This window comes from Clostridium frigoris, assembly GCF_018861865.1.
GTDB classification, from domain to species: Bacteria; Bacillota; Clostridia; order Clostridiales; family Clostridiaceae; genus Clostridium_AD; species Clostridium_AD frigoris.
On sequence record NZ_JAHLDV010000018.1, the window covers coordinates 1 to 16,837 of the forward strand.

18 protein-coding genes are annotated in these 16,837 nt (G+C 29.4%); 14 read left to right on the forward strand and 4 right to left on the reverse strand.

All coding sequences use genetic code 11. From position 1 onward, the window contains the following. Window positions 1-118 precede the first annotated feature (118 nt). The 12 genes from KPL37_RS09515 (at window position 119) to KPL37_RS09570 (ending at window position 10,139) form a co-directional block, all read left to right on the forward strand. Window positions 119-1,294, forward strand: coding sequence for a phosphoribosylaminoimidazolecarboxamide formyltransferase (locus tag KPL37_RS09515; protein ID WP_216148571.1), 1,176 nt, complete (start codon window positions 119-121; stop codon window positions 1,292-1,294). 204 nt (window positions 1,295-1,498) lie between these two features. Next, window positions 1,499-1,840, forward strand: a complete 342-nt coding sequence (locus tag KPL37_RS09520; RefSeq protein ID WP_216148574.1) for a zinc ribbon domain-containing protein YjdM — start codon at window positions 1,499-1,501, stop codon at window positions 1,838-1,840. Between the two features lie 41 nt (window positions 1,841-1,881). Next, window positions 1,882-2,826, forward strand: a complete 945-nt coding sequence (locus KPL37_RS09525) for a ribonuclease Z (RefSeq protein ID WP_216148578.1) — start codon at window positions 1,882-1,884, stop codon at window positions 2,824-2,826. Between the two features lie 281 nt (window positions 2,827-3,107). Beyond that, on the forward strand, window positions 3,108-3,752 hold the full coding sequence (locus tag KPL37_RS09530) for a DUF975 family protein (RefSeq protein ID WP_216148581.1): 645 nt from the start codon (window positions 3,108-3,110) through the stop codon (window positions 3,750-3,752). 162 nt (window positions 3,753-3,914) lie between these two features. Further along, window positions 3,915-4,169, forward strand: a complete 255-nt coding sequence (locus KPL37_RS09535) for a hypothetical protein (protein WP_216148585.1) — start codon at window positions 3,915-3,917, stop codon at window positions 4,167-4,169. A 247-nt stretch (window positions 4,170-4,416) separates the two neighbouring features. Then, the gene (locus tag KPL37_RS09540) at window positions 4,417-4,914 is read left to right on the forward strand and encodes a GNAT family N-acetyltransferase (protein WP_216148588.1); all 498 of its coding nucleotides are present in this window, start codon (window positions 4,417-4,419) and stop codon (window positions 4,912-4,914) included. Window positions 4,915-5,068: 154 nt separating this feature from the next. After that, window positions 5,069-6,202 carry an ArgE/DapE family deacylase gene (locus KPL37_RS09545; protein ID WP_343216244.1) on the forward strand — a complete coding sequence of 378 codons (1,134 nt, stop codon included), beginning with the start codon at window positions 5,069-5,071 and terminating at the stop codon, window positions 6,200-6,202. 211 nt (window positions 6,203-6,413) lie between these two features. After that, window positions 6,414-6,980: a DUF5317 family protein gene (locus KPL37_RS09550; RefSeq protein WP_216148591.1), complete on the forward strand. Its 567-nt coding sequence runs from the start codon at window positions 6,414-6,416 to the stop codon at window positions 6,978-6,980. Window positions 6,981-7,093: 113 nt separating this feature from the next. Then, the gene (locus KPL37_RS09555; RefSeq protein ID WP_216148594.1) at window positions 7,094-7,579 is read left to right on the forward strand and encodes a hypothetical protein; all 486 of its coding nucleotides are present in this window, start codon (window positions 7,094-7,096) and stop codon (window positions 7,577-7,579) included. Beyond that, entirely contained in the window at window positions 7,563-8,204 is a 642-nt protein-coding gene (locus KPL37_RS09560) for an accessory gene regulator ArgB-like protein (RefSeq protein WP_216148597.1), read from the forward strand. Before KPL37_RS09555 ends, KPL37_RS09560 begins: the two co-directional genes overlap by 17 nt. Before the next feature lie 17 nt (window positions 8,205-8,221). Continuing rightward, window positions 8,222-8,356, forward strand: a complete 135-nt coding sequence (locus tag KPL37_RS09565) for a cyclic lactone autoinducer peptide (protein ID WP_216148600.1) — start codon at window positions 8,222-8,224, stop codon at window positions 8,354-8,356. 70 nt (window positions 8,357-8,426) lie between these two features. Continuing rightward, window positions 8,427-10,139 carry an HD-GYP domain-containing protein gene (locus KPL37_RS09570; protein WP_216148603.1) on the forward strand — a complete coding sequence of 571 codons (1,713 nt, stop codon included), beginning with the start codon at window positions 8,427-8,429 and terminating at the stop codon, window positions 10,137-10,139. Window positions 10,140-10,233: 94 nt separating this feature from the next. Here KPL37_RS09570 and KPL37_RS09575 read toward each other — a convergent pair whose 3' ends face one another. After that, entirely contained in the window at window positions 10,234-10,905 is a 672-nt protein-coding gene (locus tag KPL37_RS09575) for a YARHG domain-containing protein (protein ID WP_216148747.1), read from the reverse strand. Between the two features lie 226 nt (window positions 10,906-11,131). Between KPL37_RS09575 and KPL37_RS09580 the strand changes: the two genes are divergently transcribed. Beyond that, a complete protein-coding gene (locus KPL37_RS09580) occupies window positions 11,132-12,298 on the forward strand; it encodes an AI-2E family transporter (protein WP_216148605.1) in 1,167 nt (388 codons plus the stop codon). 65 nt (window positions 12,299-12,363) lie between these two features. On the opposite strand, the gene KPL37_RS09585 is transcribed toward KPL37_RS09580, so the two are convergent. Then, the gene (locus KPL37_RS09585; protein ID WP_216148609.1) at window positions 12,364-13,065 is read right to left on the reverse strand and encodes a ferric reductase-like transmembrane domain-containing protein; all 702 of its coding nucleotides are present in this window, start codon (window positions 13,063-13,065) and stop codon (window positions 12,364-12,366) included. 189 nt (window positions 13,066-13,254) lie between these two features. After that, a complete protein-coding gene (locus tag KPL37_RS09590; protein WP_216148613.1) occupies window positions 13,255-13,569 on the reverse strand; it encodes a winged helix-turn-helix transcriptional regulator in 315 nt (104 codons plus the stop codon). A gap of 208 nt (window positions 13,570-13,777) precedes the next feature. Between KPL37_RS09590 and KPL37_RS09595 the strand changes: the two genes are divergently transcribed. Beyond that, on the forward strand, window positions 13,778-14,413 hold the full coding sequence (locus KPL37_RS09595) for an FMN-dependent NADH-azoreductase (RefSeq protein ID WP_216148616.1): 636 nt from the start codon (window positions 13,778-13,780) through the stop codon (window positions 14,411-14,413). A gap of 102 nt (window positions 14,414-14,515) precedes the next feature. Here the strand turns inward: KPL37_RS09595 and KPL37_RS09600 are convergent, their stop codons facing one another. Beyond that, a complete protein-coding gene (locus tag KPL37_RS09600; protein WP_216148619.1) occupies window positions 14,516-16,825 on the reverse strand; it encodes a family 65 glycosyl hydrolase domain-containing protein in 2,310 nt (769 codons plus the stop codon). Between the last annotated feature and the right edge of the window lie 12 nt (window positions 16,826-16,837).

The following is a 16,837-nucleotide window of genomic DNA, read 5'->3' on the forward strand; positions in this document are numbered from 1 at the left end:
TTAAATTTAGAAATGGATAAACATAAACATTAATAAAGATAAGTAAGAAATCATTCGTATTATTTAGGGACAGTTTCTTATCAAACTTATAATTAGATTATACAAGGAGGTATAAGCAATGATAAAATCAGAAATTAAACTAAAATATGGGTGTAATCCACATCAAGGTTCGGCAAAAATTTATATGGAGAATAAAGCATTACCATTTGAAATTCTAAATGGTAAACCAGGTTATATTAACTTTATGGATGCTTTTAATTCATGGCAGTTAGTTAAAGAATTAAAACAAACAATAGGATTACCGGCAGCAGCATCTTTTAAACATGTAAGTCCAGCAGGTGCTGCAGTAGGAATTCCATTAAGTGATGTATTAAAGAAAGCGTATTTTGTTGAAGAGATGCAGCTATCGCCTGTAGCATGCGCATATGCAAGAGCAAGAGGTGCAGATAGGATGTCCTCATTTGGTGATTGGGCTGCTATTAGTGATATTGTTGATTTACCTACTGCAATGATATTAAAAAAATCTATTTCTGATGGAGTTATTGCCCCAGGGTATACAAAGGAAGCCCTAGAAATTTTGATGAAAAAGAAAAAAGGGAATTACAATATCATTAAAATAGATCCAGATTATGAACCTGGGGATATTGAAAAAAGAGAAATATATGGTATAACTTTTCAGCAGAAAAGAAATAATAGTCTTATAAAAAAAGATATGCTTGATAATATAGTAACTAATAATAAAAATATTACGGATGATGCAAAACGGGACTTACTTATTTCAATGATTACATTAAAGTATACTCAGTCAAATTCAGTTTGTTTTGTTTTAGATGGTCAAGTAATTGGAGTTGGTGCAGGACAGCAATCTCGCATACATTGCACAAGATTGGCTGGATCAAAAGCAGATACATGGTTTTTAAGGCAGCATCCCAGTGTTCTTAATTTATCATTCAAAAAAGGAATTACAGGACCTAATAAAGACAATGTTATAGATCAATATATTCGGGATGATACTGCTTTAGTTGAAATGAAAGATTGGAGCGAAGTGCTTAATGAGATTCCTATTAAATTAACAAAGGAAGAAAAAGATACGTGGATATCTAATTTTTCTGGTGTGTCTTTAGGCTCAGATGGTTTTTTCCCATTTAGAGACAATATTGATAGGGCATTTCAAAGTGGTGTGAAATATATTGTAGAGCCTGGTGGTTCAGTAAGAGATGATATAGTAATAAAGGCATGTAACGAATATAGCATAGCAATGGCTTGTTCAAATGTAAGATCATTTCATCATTAAAATTTATTTCGGGCATAATCTTTATAATAATAATATTTAAAGGTTTGTGGATAACACAAGACTATGATAGTATATAAACGAATAAGAAACTCTCTATATTTTTTATGAAATTCAAGTTGAAACTATTATTTTTATAAAGTTGTAATATTGAAATTAAGAAGAAAATATACACTAAAAACAATAATGAATGGAGGAAATGAAATTATGGCTGATTTGCCAAATTGCCCAAAATGTAATTCAGAATACACATACGAGGATAGAAGTCTTTTTGTTTGCCCGGAATGTGCAAATGAGTGGACTTTAGATTCAGAAACTGAAAGTAGAGAAGAGAAAAAAATTATCAAAGATGCAAATGGAAATGTATTAAACAATGGTGATTCTGTAACACTAATTAAAGACCTTAAAGTAAAAGGAAGTCCAACATCCTTAAAAAAAGGTACAAAAGTAAAAAATATTCGATTGATCGATGGAGATCATAATATTGATTGTAAGATCGATGGTTTTGGAGCTATGGAACTAAAATCTGAATTTGTTAAAAAGATATAGATAAAGTCATTAATATTGCAGCGACCAAGGAGATGATTTAATTGGTTGATTTAGCACTTTTAGGATGTGGAGGAGGGATGCCAATTCCAGAAAGATATTTATCCTCACTTCTCATAAGTTATAAGGGAAGAAAGATATTAATGGACTGTGGAGAAGGTACTCAGGTATCTATGAAAATACTTGGGTGGGGATTTAAGACAATAGATGTGATTTGTATAACTCATGGACATGCAGATCACATTATGGGACTTCCAGGGCTACTTTTAACAATTGGTAATAGTGGTAGAACAGATCCAATTACTATAATTGGACCTATTGGCATTACGGATATTGTGAAAGGATTAAGGGTTGTAGCACCTTATCTTCCTTATGAAATTAATATCGTAGAGAATCCACAAGAACCTGTGAGGATAAAAGCGTCATTAAATGATACAGAAACTTCGGCAGGAGAATTTAATGATTTGATAATTTCAACATTGGAACTTGAGCATTCAACTAATTGTTTAGGTTATAGCCTATATTTTAACAGAAAACCAAAATTTGATGTTAAAAGTGCAATTAAAAATGATATACCAAAGGAATTTTGGAATAGACTCCAGAAAAATGAGATTATAATTGACCATGGAAAAACATATTTTCCAAAGTTGGTCCTTGGAGCGAAAAGAGTAGGAATAAAAATCAGTTTTATAACTGATACAAGATCACTTTCTAAAATAAAAACATTTATTAAGGGGAGCGACTTGTTTGTATGTGAAGGTACTTATGGAGATGAAAATGATATTGAAAAGGCTATACGAAATAAACATATGACTTTTAGCGAGGCAGCAGAGCTTGCTTTAGGCGGAGAAGTAAAGGAACTTTTATTAACACATTTTAGTCCTTCAATGCTGATGCCTTTGGAGTATAAGGATAGAGCAGAAATCATTTTTATAAACACTATTATTGGCTCTGATAGATTTATACATACACTTTCTTTTAAGGATTAAAATATATATCATTTATGTAACCACTACTTGTAGGAGTAGTGGTTTTTTTATATTTCCTAGGAAATTTAAAGGTAAATTGTAGAATGACATTGAATCATGTAAATGCTATATTTTATAAAAAGATACTATTATGGGAATTAACAAGTAAAGAGGAGAATCAGAGTAAAAACAATTTTTTAGGGTTATTTAATGTAATAGATGCATAGTATTAATATAGAACAATATTAATAGTCTATTATATTAAGAATTATTAATTAGACTATGAAGGGGAGGGTAAAAACATGCCACAACAAAGTACAGATTTAAAATGTAGGGCAAGGGAACAGTTAAATGGTAAATGGCTTCAAGCTGGAATTGTGTGTTTTATTGCTTGGTTAGTTACAATGTCATTTTCAGGGGGGAATGCAGTACAGTCCTTTCAAAACATTTGGCAAAATGGAGAACCAATTAGAAACTCACCCAATGGTTTTGGAAGTTTAGTGAGTTTTGTTTTGTCTGGACCGATAACTCTTGGGGTAACAAGTTACTTTCTTAAGCTTACAAGGAATGAAGGCCCATTTATTGAAAATATGTTTAGCGGCTTTAAATTTTTTGTGAAATCATTTGTTCTAAATTTTCTTATGGGGCTTTTTACATTTTTATGGACTTTGCTTCTTATCATTCCAGGAATTATTGCTTCACTAGGATATTCAATGTCATACTATATTATGGTGGATAATCCTGAACTAAGTGCCTCGGATGCTTTAGACCGAAGTAAACGCATGATGAATGGCTTTAAATTTGAACTGTTTGGTTTATGGTGCAGCTATATAGGCTGGTTTATTTTAGGAATAATAACTTTTGGTATAGGATTTTTATGGATTACTCCTTACTATGAGACTGCTAAAGCTAACTTTTATCAAGACCTAAGATTTAATATAATCTAGTCTAAAGAGGTTGTTTAAAATTAACTTTTAAATGGATATTTTATGATAATACAACATTATTTTATACCCTAAATAAAAAACAGATGGATATTATTCGGTTTTTTGTAGAATATTATATGTAGTATTTTTAAATATTATATTATAGTTTAGGGAGGAATAAGAATGACAAAGAAAAATAAAATTTACGAGATTATAATTAGTGAAGATGGTCTAGACAACTATAAAGGACAGGATATTAGTGCAAAAGATATGGCTTATGATTTAGGGATAGATAGTGTAATGACTGATTTCCAATGGGATGAAGATGTAAAAAAAGGTGTAATTTTAACTGGCAGGATTTTAGACAGTATATCGGTAGAAGATGCTTTTGAGGAATTGGAAAACGCTGAGTATATTGAGGACGTAGTGGAAAGTTAAATCATCTCCTTCGGAGCTGAAATATTAACAACTTTGGAAGCAGATTTGAACTGCCACCAAAGTAATTTTTCTAGGCTAGACAACTGTCACTTATAGAAGATGGCAGACTTGAAGCTTCCAAAATGTTGTTAAATAATTAAAGAGGATGGTTATAAGGGCAACTTGATAAATTTTCAAGTTGTTTTTTGTATTGTAGTATAATTGAACAAAGTAATTTAAATTGAATGGTAACGAAAGGGGAATTATTATGAAAATTAAAATTAGAAAAGCATGTATTGGTGATTTAGATGCAATAGTAAAAGTGGAGGCAAGCTGTTTTCCAGAAGCTGAAGCAGCTACAAGAGTATCTTTAAAAGATCGGATCAAGACATTCACAGAAAGCTTTTTTGTAGCAGAAGTAGATGAAAAAATTATTGGATTTGTTAATGGGTGTGTTATTAATGGAACTGTTATCTATGACAAGCTTTATGAGGATTCTACGCTTCATATCCCAAATGGAGAGTATCAGACTATTTTTGGACTGGACGTAGTATCAGAGTATCGTAATCAAGGAATTGCAGCACAACTTATGAATTATATGATAGAAGTATCAAAAGTAGCGGGGCGTAAAGGTGTTATTCTAACCTGTAAAGATAGGCTTATTCATTATTATTCGAAGTTTGGATATGCAAATATGGGTGTATCTAAATCTGTACATGGGGGCGCTAAATGGTATGATATGATTTTGAAAATAGATAAATACTAAAAAAACATGTAATTTAGATACATTATATTACAAAAAGGATCACTTTTACTTATTATCGAATATACTATAATCTTTAGGGAATATAAATATACGAGATAGTAAAGATATGGTAGATAAGTGATGTTATGAGGAGTGATTATAAATTAAAGAGGCGATTGATTTTCTAAAAGATCTTTTAAGAATTAATAGTAGTAATCCACCTGGCAATGAAATACTGGTAGCTATGGCTATTGCAAAGAAGTTAAGAGAAAGTGGTATTGAATCTACAATACAATCGGTTGGTAACAACCGTGCCAATTTGGTCGCTAGGATAAAAGGATTAGGACATAAAAAAAGTTTGGTCTTTTGCGGACATATGGATACTGTTTCAGTGGGAGAAATTCCATGGGAACACGAACCTTTTGGGGCAGAAGAAATTGGTGGTCGGATTTATGGGCGAGGATCTTCTGATATGAAAGGTGGTCTAGCCGCTTTAATAATGGCTATGATTGAAGTTTCTAAATCAGGAATAACACTTGAAGGTGATCTCATCTTTGCAGCAACTGCAGGTGAAGAAGTTGATTGTATTGGTGCAAATACAATGGTAGCAGATGGGAGTCTAAGTGGTGCTGGAGCTATGATTATTGCTGAGCCAAGTGGTGGCGAAATTTTTGTTACTCACAAAGGTGCCTTGTGGTTGGAGGTGATTTCATATGGAAAAACTGCTCATGGATCAATGCCTGAACATGGAATTAATGCCATTGATAATATGACATGTTTTATTAATGCTTTGCATGATAAATTCAAATTCAAATATAAAGAGGATATTCTACTTGGAGGTCCAACTTTAAATGTTGCTACTATTTCTGGCGGTGTTCAAGCCAATGTAGTACCTGATATGTGCAAATTACAAATTGACATTCGTACCGTTCCTGGGCAAGATAATCAGGAAATTATATCAGATATTAAGGTATTATTAGTAGAAATCCAGGCAGATTCTAATGCTAAATTTGATGTGAAAGTTTTTAATGATAAAGTGGCATTAAAAAATAAATCAGATGATCAATTTATTAAATTAGCACTAGAGACAGCCACAGAATTGTTTGGAAGTGAATATAAAGGCAAAGGTGTAACTTATTGCACAGATGCATCTATATTTGTACCAAGTTTTAACAATGATTTATCAGTTATTGTTTGTGGACCTGGCGAAGAAACACAAGCTCATAAGCCAAACGAATATGTAGTAACAAGTAAATATATTGATTCTATTAGGTTATATAAGGAAATAGCATTACGACATTTAAAATAATTTTAAAATTGAATCTGTTTATTATATATTATTAAAATACCCAGCAAGCCATTTATGTCGTTAAAGATATTGTAATGGTGTTGCTGAGTATTATTTATTTTCTTTGTAAAAGATAATTATTTTTGTAAAAAGGTAGAAAAATATGCTAAAAATTAGTATAATCAAAATAGGAACAAATTAAATGTAAAAATTCTGAATGTGAGGAATATTTATGATAGAGCCAATACTTTTAGCATTTATTTTTGCGAAGATAAAAGGTTACAAAATAAAACCACTGTTTAAGACCTGGGCTATATACCCAATATTAACATTTATACTAATATATTTAATTTTAGAGGTTATGATATTTAATGGTAATTATACATTTCTAAAGTACACCAGTACTTTTCATTACCTTTATCTTTTGACATTTATAATTTTGATTATTAAATATAAACTTAATTTTAGCGCAATTATAGGGTCAATATTTATTATTATTGGAAGTGTCTTAAATAATATTGTTATAGCTGCTAATAATGGTAAAATGCCGGTATTTCCAACTTTATCTTATTTAACTGGTTATGCAAAACCAGATTCTTTTATAAAGGTTAATGATATACACATTTTAGGAAGTGGAGTAAGTAAGCTGAAGTTTTTAACAGATATAGTTGATGTGGGTTACTGTGTTATGAGTATTGGAGATATATGTATAAGAGTTTTTGCTTTTATCATTTTATTTAATACAATAAAAGTAATTAATCAAACAAAGAAAATTATGGATGAAACCTTGAAGGAATAATATCTAATATTGACTTAATTATATTAATAAATATATCCTGTTTTGTAATATTAATGATATAATTGATAACATATACATACTTATTCAAAAGGGTGATAGGAGAGAAATAGAAGATGTTAAGATTGACTTTATTAGAAGTGTTTTTAAGAGCTCTGCCAGAAGCAATGTTACTTATTTTTGCAGTTTATGCATTTTCTAAAACTGTTATTAATGTAAAAAGATATATATTATCAATTATAATATATGTTATTGCAGTTTATATAATAAGGTTATTACCAATTCAATATGGGGTACATACTATTCTTAATATTATAGCTATTATTGTATTAACAATTAGTATAAATAAAATCAGCATAATAAAAGCCATACAAGCAAGTATCATGGCAATGGTTCTAGAATTTATTTGTGAGGGAATTAATATGTTTATAATTCAACATATATTTAAAGTGAATGTGATTAATATATTAAGTAATACTTCATTAAAAATATTATATGGTATTCCATCACTAGTGATTTTCGCAGCAATAGCATTTACATATTACTTTTATTTGGTTAGAAAAAAGAAGTTGAGCGAGGTAATAGATGGAGAAGTTATCTAATAATATTGCGAAGAAAGTAGCATTAGAGTTATCACTTGATAATGATAATAAAGAAGTAATTGCCTATGGGACCTTTGCCTTGATGCAGATGTCTCTTTCTATAATATTTGTATTTTTATTCGGAGTGTTGTTTCATGTTGCTTTTGAAGCTCTAATAATCTCTTTTACAGCTGCTATACTTAGAAAATACTCTGGGGGGGTTCATGCAAGTTCACCATGGATTTGCACTTTCATAGGTACAATTGTATGTGTAGGACAAGCAATAACAATATCATTATTAATAAGCTTTGTGGGTAATTTTAAATTAGTTATAATATTTGGAATTGTGATATTCATATGGTCATATTACACAATTTATAAGTTAGCTCCAGTGGACAGTATAGCAAAACCTATAGTAAAAAAGGAAAAAAGAAAGCGGATGAAGAAAGGGTCTATAATACTTCTAAGTGTTTATTTAGCTATAACAGTATTTCTTATCCTGTTGTATATAAGTAGTGGTGAAAGCAAACTTCTTTTTTATGTTCTATGTTTATATTCGGGCATAGTATGGCAAGTATTTACTCTTACGACTCCAGGACACTTAGTAGTGGGGAAAGTAGATCGCTTTTTAAATCATATATATTAAAAAGGGGGCATAATAAAATGAAATTTTTAAAGAAACACCTATTTACTTTAATTGCAGTAGTAACTACACTTGCGGCAACTTCTGTAGCTTCTTCAGCATGTTGGTGGGCTTCATATCAGCCTGTAGAACCAAAATGTTTAAGAGAAAAATAATAAAAATAATGAGATCAGTTTTACTGACCTCATTATCTTATTATAATTAATTTGATGAGGTAGTGATATTATGGGAAATTTAGAAAATGACAAACAGAAAAAAATCCGAGAAATTGTGTCAATAGTAAAATTAGCCTCCTTGCTATTTTCAGGAATGGTATTTCTAAGATATTTTTTTAATGGCAGTACCATGGTAGATGTCACAGTAAAAACTAATTATAGTTTTGTTTCATTTTTTGTATTAATATTAATATTATTGTCAATATACTTTTTATGGTCATTTTCAACTGTTGAAAAAATAAATATTAAATATATAAAAATTATACAATCAATTGAAAATATTATATTTGTTTTATTTTTTATGATTGTTGTTTTATATTCAGGAAAAAATACAAGTGATTATAAATTTATATTTTTATTTATTATAATTACATCTACAATACAAAAGGGCATGATGCAAGGTATGATAGTTGCTTGCATTGCTTCGACTTTTATATTATCATTAGATCTTATTATGGGTGCACCTAATGTACAAGTTAATCTGATTTTTGAGAATGATTTAATTTTATCTGGAGTTTTTATGCTTACTGCATGGCCATTGGGGTTTTATGTGAGGATAGAAAATGAACATATAAGAAAGCTGGAGGGATTAGCAAATGAGGATGGGCTTACGGGGCTTTATAATCATAGGTTTTTTTATGATGCATTAGAAGGAATAATGCAAACCTGTGAAAAAGAGAATAATTTAGTTTCAATGATATTAATAGATATAGATTATTTTAAAATCTATAATGATGTAAACGGCCATCAAATGGGAGATGAGGTACTTAGGTCAGTTGGTTCTATATTAAAAAGTAGTTTTAGAAAAGATGATGTAGTTGCAAGGTATGGGGGAGAAGAATTTGCAATAGTTCTTCCAAATACTTCTGAAGAAGATACAATTAAACTAGCTGAAAGATTAAGAATAAAGATAGAAACAACCTACTTTAATGGCGAAGAAAATCAGCCGAATGGTAATTTGACTGTCTCAATAGGAACATCAATTTATCCAAGTAAAGCTAAAAATGCTACTGAACTTTTTAAAAGCGCGGATGATGCACTTTATAGGGCTAAGTTTTTTGATAAAAATAGGGTTGAGAGTTATACTTCTATATTGGAAGAATTGAAAATTGATACAAAAGATGAACATATAGATATTATTACTTCAATAAAAACTCTGATAAGTGTTATTAATGCTAAAGATAAATATACATATGGCCATGTTGAAAGGGTAGTTATCTATAGTAGGCTACTTGCTGATAAACTTGAATTAAATGAAAAAAATAAGAAAGAATTAATATATGGTGCTTATATGCATGACATTGGAAAAATAAATATTCCAAAGGAAATATTAAATAAAAATATGCCATTAACTTCAGCTGAATGGGAAATAATGAAACAGCATTCAGTAAATGGAGTAGAGATTATAAAATCTGTTGAATCGCTTAAGGAAATTGCTCCTCTAATATTGCATCATCATGAAAGATATGATGGTAAAGGGTACCCGGATAATTTAAAAGGAAATAACATACCTTATCTTGTGAGGATGTTAACGGTGGTAGATTGTTTTGATGCTATGACGTCTTCTAGACCGTATAATAAAAGAAAAACTTATAAAGAAGCTATTGAAGAGCTTAAAATATGTAGTGGTAAGCAGTTTGATAAGGAAATTGCGGATTCTTTTATCGAAGTTATTATAGATAATCAAAATCGTATAGGTAATGTAGAGGAGTATAAGATATAGAATTATTGTAAATAAAAAAATTTTTATAATCTATTTTTAAAGCACAAGAAATTCAGAAAATGTGGATAACTTTATCTATATTTTCTGAATTTTGTTATTTGTTTTCATATTTCAAAATTAATTGTACATTATATAGTTCTTTTGCATTTAATTCTGGATCAGTTCCCTTAAAAAGGGGATTTTGTTTATACCAAGACTTATTATTGAAATAGCTCTTAAATGGTTCGATTTTAAATACAAAACCATGTCTTGCAAAGATTTCATTTCTAGCTAAAGATAAATCTTCTTTTGCTAATGTAGATACATTAGATTCTAAAAGATTTTTACTACCACTTTTAGAAAAAATATAAGAATCAGCGGAATTAATTTTATTTGTAGATGTTGAGTTTTCTGATTTTGTACTAGAGGTCTTATTAGTACCCGTATTACTTGGAATAACTTTGTTTTTTATAGAAGTCGTGTCTGAAGCCTTAGTAGTTGTGGATGAAAATTTTGAAAGTGAAATATAATAGCTAATTAATCCTATTGATAATACTCCAATTACAACAGCAAGTATAATATATCTTTTAGTAGTAGGTTGAGTGGTGATGCTTGCCATTGAAGTACTCATTTCATTTGAATCATTAATTTCATTTAAACTAGTGGTTAAAGGAATAGTTGAAATCTTTTCTTGATTTACTATACTTTGTTTTGTGCTTTTATTACCACATTTAAAGCAAAAATTGGCGCCATCTTTTATTTGAGAACCACATTTTGAACAATACATAAATTACCGTCTCCTCTTTAAGCTTTATAATAGATATTATACTAAAATATAGTTGGGTTTTAAAGGTTTTAAAATAAAAACAATGAATTTATGTTGGATTTATGTTGAAATTATAATATGTTAGCAAAATTTGATATTAACCTTTACCATTGCTCATAAATTTATTATAATGTAAGGTAAACATAGAAGAAATATAAAATAAAAGATAATTAATAAGGGGATAAAAATGAAAATAGATAAAAAATTATTAAATTACTGTCTGTATGCGGCAGGAACGGTACTCTTAATTTATATGTGCATAACAATTTTTAATGATATAGGGAGTATATTTTCTTTTTTATCAAGCATAATAGGAAAAATTATTGGACTTGTAAAACCACTTCTTATGGCATTAGTAATGGTGTACTTATTGAAACCAGGAGTGAAAACTATTGAAAATTTCTTAAAAAAGAGAAAGATATTTAAAAGAGCTGCGCCTAGAAGATTAGTTGGTATTTTAGCAATTTATTTATTGGTAATAGCTGCTATGGTGGCACTTGTTAGTGGAATATATATTATGATTGGTGGAAAGCTTTCTAATAATATAACTATAACTAATATGACAGACTATCTTACTAAATATTTAAATAACCCAACATTATCAGTTAGTTCAATTACTAAGAAATTACAAAGCTCAAACATTACAATGTTAGGAAATTTAAACGATAAAATTACTCAGATTGTAGGTTATGTTCAGTCATATTTTACGACAAGTATAGGAGTAATGACAGATTCTGTTTTATCTATAGGAGGCAATATAGCTTCATTTTTTATAGCTTTGGTATTGAGTATATACTTAATACAAGATTCAGAGTACTTTATAGATTTATGGGAAAAAACTTTCAATCTCATATTTAGGCAAAGTAAAGCAGGGAATAAATTAAAAGAAATATTATCAATTATAGATAGTACTTTTTATAAATATATAAGAGGTCAATTATTAGAGGCTTGCTTTGTAGGAGTTTTATCAGCTATCGTATTGTATTTTATTGGAATTGATTATGCTTTAGTAATAGGAATTATTGCAGGCATTTGTAATATGATACCATATATAGGCCCGGTTGTTGGAACTATTCTTGCGGTAATTATTGCACTACTAAGTGGACAACCTATTAAAGCTGTATGGGCAGTTGTTGGCATGCTTATAGTTCAGCAGGTGGATAATAACTTACTTGCACCAAAAATTGTTGGAGATAGTGTAGGATTACATCCAGTATTTACTATGCTTGCAATTATAATAGGTGGAAGTGTAGGGGGGCTTATAGGTATGTTAATAGCGGTACCAGTTGCGGCTTCTTTTAAAGTATTAATTAGCAAATGGTACACATATCATATGGAGAAAACTAATAACTAAATATAATATTAAATTATTTAGAATCAATGGGATTACCTATATATAGGTAATCGCATTTTTATTTTTTAATTATAATTTAATTTAGCTTTTTTATTACTTTTGTATTTTATTAATTTTAATATTGTGTATGTGCCAAATATAATTGTGTAACTACTTAATTTTAACAAATCAATTTCTTTTTTACTTAATAATATTAGTAGGATATGTATGTAAGCTAAAAAGTAAAATATGTATGCCCGTTTTTGCAATTTTCGCCATTGCCCATTTTGCATTTTGCGCCTGATTTTTTTAAATGAGGTAATAAACAAGGGAATCATTATAATAAATGCTATAATTCCAACAATGATATAACCAATATATAAAGTTGGTATCATACCTATGTTAATCATTTCGGGAAGTTTAAGTGCTATGAATCGGACAAAATAAATGAGTGAATGAGGAATTATAAATATAGATGCAATAATAGCCAGTTCTGCTCTTATGCTAAGTAGTTTTCTTGATATTTTCCATTTGGAATTTAAAGCACCTGCAAACATTACTAAAATAAAGAAGGCTATGGAGATATGACCTCTCATAAATATTTTTTCTAAGTATAGAGGAAAGCCATAAAGTTTAGCGCCAGAAGTAATCCTCAAAACTTCATAAACAGTAGTAATAAATCCGATAAATATGGAGACTAAATAATAAGTTATATAATTTTTTTTAATGCTCGATGTAAAAAATAACGATAAAACTAATGCGAAAATTAAAGAATAGACAAAAATCATGTAAAACTCCTCTGTTAATCTCTTATTTGATAATGATTATCAAAACCATTCTACTTTGTTAATTTAATGAAGTCAATAACAAATTATGTTTTTTATATAAAGTTGTTAATAAAATGATATGTTTGGTATGTTTATATAATCAAAAAATAAATATACCCTCTAATTTTATAGAGGGTACATCAAAAACAATTACTTATCAGACCATTTTTCAGCCCATTTTTGAATTTCATCCATAGTTTTTTCCAGGTCTTTGCCTTTTTGCGTAAGTCCATATTCTATACGTACAGGCATCTCTGGGTAAACACTACGAGTAATAATGCCTAGTTCTTCTAATTCTTTAAACCTTTCTGTAAGTACACGAGAACTTAGAGCTGGAATAATTTCTTGTAGCTCTGAAAATCTTTTTGAACCACTTAATAAGGAACGTATAATTAATCCGGTCCATCGCTTTCCTAAAATTTGAAATGCTGCCTCAAATCTTGGACATAAATGAAATTTATCCATACTAAATCATCTCCTATAATTATTTTAACATACTTACTTGACAAAAGTAAGTATGTTAATGTATTATAACAACATAAAGTAATTGAATTATAAAAAGTATATAAGTTACTTTATGTAACAAGTTATCAGAGTATATAAAATTAACATTAAAACAACACTATGTATTTAAATTAAAAAAATATATTAAGAATGAAAAGGGGAATGTAAAATGTCAAAAGTATTATATATAACTGCAAATCCAAAGACTAAGGAAAATTCATTTAGTTTAGCTGTAGGAAATGAATTTCTAGAAACTTATAAAAGTTCTAATCCAAATGATGAGATAACAATTTTAGATTTGTATAAAACAGAGGTTCCATTTATTGATGAGGTAGTACTGCGTGCTTGGGGAAAGCTTGGAGCTGGAGTTACCTTTGAGCAATTAGATTCAAAAGAACAAACTAAAGTGGTTGCTATGAATAATCTATTAGATCAGTTTCTAGCTGCTGACAAATATGTATTTGTTACACCACTTTGGAATTTCACAATACCTCCAATGATGAAAGCATATTTAGATAATATATGTATAGTTAATAAGACGTTTAAATACACAGAAAATGGACCAGTTGGACTTTTGTCAGATAAAAAAGCAGTTCATATTCAAGCTAGAGGCGGAGTGTATTCTGTTGGACCTGCTATGGATTATGAATTAGGAGACAGATATATAAATACAATATTAAGTTTTATTGGGATTACAGACAAACAATCAATTATTGTAGAAGGTATGAATGCTACTCCAGATAAAGCAGAGGAAATAAAGATAAATGCTATAAACGAAGCAAGAAAAGTAGCACTAAAATTTTAATATAAGATTAATAAGGGAAGTAAAATTAAAGAAAAGGTATAGCAGAGGTTTGCTATACCTTTCTTTGATGAAATCTGTTTTATAAAAATCAAATTATATATATTAGATCACATTAACTTCTAATACATCATTTCCATTTAAATAATAATCATTTTCATATACTAATAAGTTTACAGGTATTTCACTCTCGTTTTGTATTTTGAGGGACTCTTTAGTAAAATTAATATTTAAAAGTGCACCTCTAAACATTATTTTGAAGGAAAATGAAGACCAATGCTCTGGAATAAATGGGTTCAAAATTAATTTATTATCAATAACTCGAAGCCCACCAAAACCATGTACTACTGCCATCCAAGTCCCAGCCATGCTAGTTGTATGACAACCATCTTTTGTATCATTATTATAATTATCAAGGTCAAGTCTAGATGCCCTTAAATACATATCATAAGCTTTTTCATAATTCCCAATTTTAGCAGCGAGTATTGTATGAATACAAGGGGACAAGGACGACTCGTGTACAGTTCTTGGTTCATAGAAATCAAAATTTCTTTTAATTGTAGCTACATCATATTCCTGTTCAAATAAATAAATACCTTGAAGTACATCAGCTTGTTTTATAAAGCATGACCTAAGTATTCTATCCCATGACCAGTTTTGATTTATTGGTATATTTTTTTCATCTAAATCTTTAACTAATATTTGCTCTTTGTCCATGTAACCATCTTGCTGAAGGAAAATCCCAAGTTCTTCATCACGCGGATAGTACATGTTATTAATAATGTTTTTCCAATTAATTACTTCACTATCCTTAAAATTAACCTTTGATTTTATTTCATCTAATGATTTACTTTCGTGTTCACTTAAATAATTTATAACCTTTAGGGTATACTGCATTGTCCAACAGGCAATTTTATTAGTATACCAATTATTATTTACATTATTCTCATATTCATTAGGACCAGTAACACCTAAAATCACATATTTATTTTTACTGCTTGAAAAAGTTGCTCTTTGAGCCCAGAATCTTGATATAGCTATAAGAACTTCAAGACCAAATTCGCAAAGGCAAGACTTGTCACCAGTGTAGTTTACGTAATTATATATAGCATAAGCTATGGCACCATTTCTATGGATTTCTTCAAAAGTTATTTCCCATTCATTGTGGCATTCTTCTCCATTCATTGTAACCATTGGATATAATGCTGCGCCATTATTAAAACCTAATTTTTCTGCGTTTTCTATTGCTTTGTCTAATTGATTGTATCTATATAATAAAAGATTTTTTGATACTTTTTCATTTGCTGTACTTAAATAGAAAGGAATGCAATAAGCCTCAGTATCCCAGTAGGTGCCACCACCATATTTTTCACCAGTGAAACCTTTTGGTCCTATGTTTAACCTCGAATCTTCTCCTGTATAGGTTTGGTTTAGTTGAAATATATTAAATCGAATACCTTGCTGAGCGGATACATCGCCTTTTATAACTATATCGCTTTCTTTCCACTTTTTACTCCAAGCCTTAGATTGTTCCGCTAGAAGCATCTCAAATCCATCTTTTTTAGCAATGCTTGCAAGTTCTCTAGTTGTTTTAATTAATTCTGGTATTTTATAGTATCTGGATGAGGTATTAGCAACATATTTATAAATTATAAGTTCATCATTTTTATTTAAGTTCACTGAAGCGGTATTTGAAACATATTTTTCACTTTCATTAAGTGTTACAATTGGTTCAATTATTTCACCATTTTTAGTTAACTCGAAGGTCATGCTTGTACATATGTGGAAATCCAATTTCTTAGTTTTTAACATCACATAAGCTTCATATGGTTTAACACCTTTTGCGATTTCATCCCAAAATGTCTCATCGTAGTTGGAATCACTGTTCACAACGTTTCCATCAAGGCACGGGGAAACTTCTAATTTACCACTAAAATTTATGGGTTTAATAGAATACTTTATAACGCCTATTTCACTGCGAGTCATACTTATAAATCTTTTAGTATTTACTTCAATCTCATTCCCATTTTCTAGTGTAGCCACAAAACTTCTTTTTAGATAGCCTTCTTTCATATTCAAAACTCTTTTAAATTCGCGAACATCACATTTAGCAAGATCTAAACTAATGTCATCAATCTTAATATTTATTCCAATCCAATTTGTTGAGTTTAAAACCTTAGCAAAATATTCTGGGTATCCATTTTTCCACCAACCAACTCTTGTTTTATCAGGATAATAAACTCCAGCTATATAATTTCCTCGAAGAGAATTACCGCTATAATCTTCTTCGAAATTTGCTCTTTGACCCATATAACCATTACCTAAGCTAAAGATACTCTCAGATATTTCGTTATTATCAGAATTAAAACCTTTTTCAATAATGTTCCACTCATTAAGTTCATAATAATGATTCATTAAAATCCTCCT

Coding starts and splice junctions, on each gene's coding strand:
- KPL37_RS09515 (WP_216148571.1), top strand. CDS start 119: ATGATAAAATCAGAAATTAAACTAAAATATGGGTGTAATCCACATCAA.
- KPL37_RS09520 (WP_216148574.1), top strand. CDS start 1,499: ATGGCTGATTTGCCAAATTGCCCAAAATGTAATTCAGAATACACATAC.
- KPL37_RS09530 (WP_216148581.1), top strand. CDS start 3,108: ATGCCACAACAAAGTACAGATTTAAAATGTAGGGCAAGGGAACAGTTA.
- KPL37_RS09535 (WP_216148585.1), top strand. CDS start 3,915: ATGACAAAGAAAAATAAAATTTACGAGATTATAATTAGTGAAGATGGT.
- KPL37_RS09540 (WP_216148588.1), top strand. CDS start 4,417: ATGAAAATTAAAATTAGAAAAGCATGTATTGGTGATTTAGATGCAATA.
- KPL37_RS09550 (WP_216148591.1), top strand. CDS start 6,414: ATGATAGAGCCAATACTTTTAGCATTTATTTTTGCGAAGATAAAAGGT.
- KPL37_RS09555 (WP_216148594.1), top strand. CDS start 7,094: ATGTTAAGATTGACTTTATTAGAAGTGTTTTTAAGAGCTCTGCCAGAA.
- KPL37_RS09560 (WP_216148597.1), top strand. CDS start 7,563: ATGGAGAAGTTATCTAATAATATTGCGAAGAAAGTAGCATTAGAGTTA.
- KPL37_RS09565 (WP_216148600.1), top strand. CDS start 8,222: ATGAAATTTTTAAAGAAACACCTATTTACTTTAATTGCAGTAGTAACT.
- KPL37_RS09570 (WP_216148603.1), top strand. CDS start 8,427: ATGGGAAATTTAGAAAATGACAAACAGAAAAAAATCCGAGAAATTGTG.
- KPL37_RS09575 (WP_216148747.1), bottom strand. CDS start 10,905: ATGTATTGTTCAAAATGTGGTTCTCAAATAAAAGATGGCGCCAATTTT.
- KPL37_RS09580 (WP_216148605.1), top strand. CDS start 11,132: ATGAAAATAGATAAAAAATTATTAAATTACTGTCTGTATGCGGCAGGA.
- KPL37_RS09585 (WP_216148609.1), bottom strand. CDS start 13,065: ATGATTTTTGTCTATTCTTTAATTTTCGCATTAGTTTTATCGTTATTT.
- KPL37_RS09590 (WP_216148613.1), bottom strand. CDS start 13,569: ATGGATAAATTTCATTTATGTCCAAGATTTGAGGCAGCATTTCAAATT.
- KPL37_RS09595 (WP_216148616.1), top strand. CDS start 13,778: ATGTCAAAAGTATTATATATAACTGCAAATCCAAAGACTAAGGAAAAT.
- KPL37_RS09600 (WP_216148619.1), bottom strand. CDS start 16,825: ATGAATCATTATTATGAACTTAATGAGTGGAACATTATTGAAAAAGGT.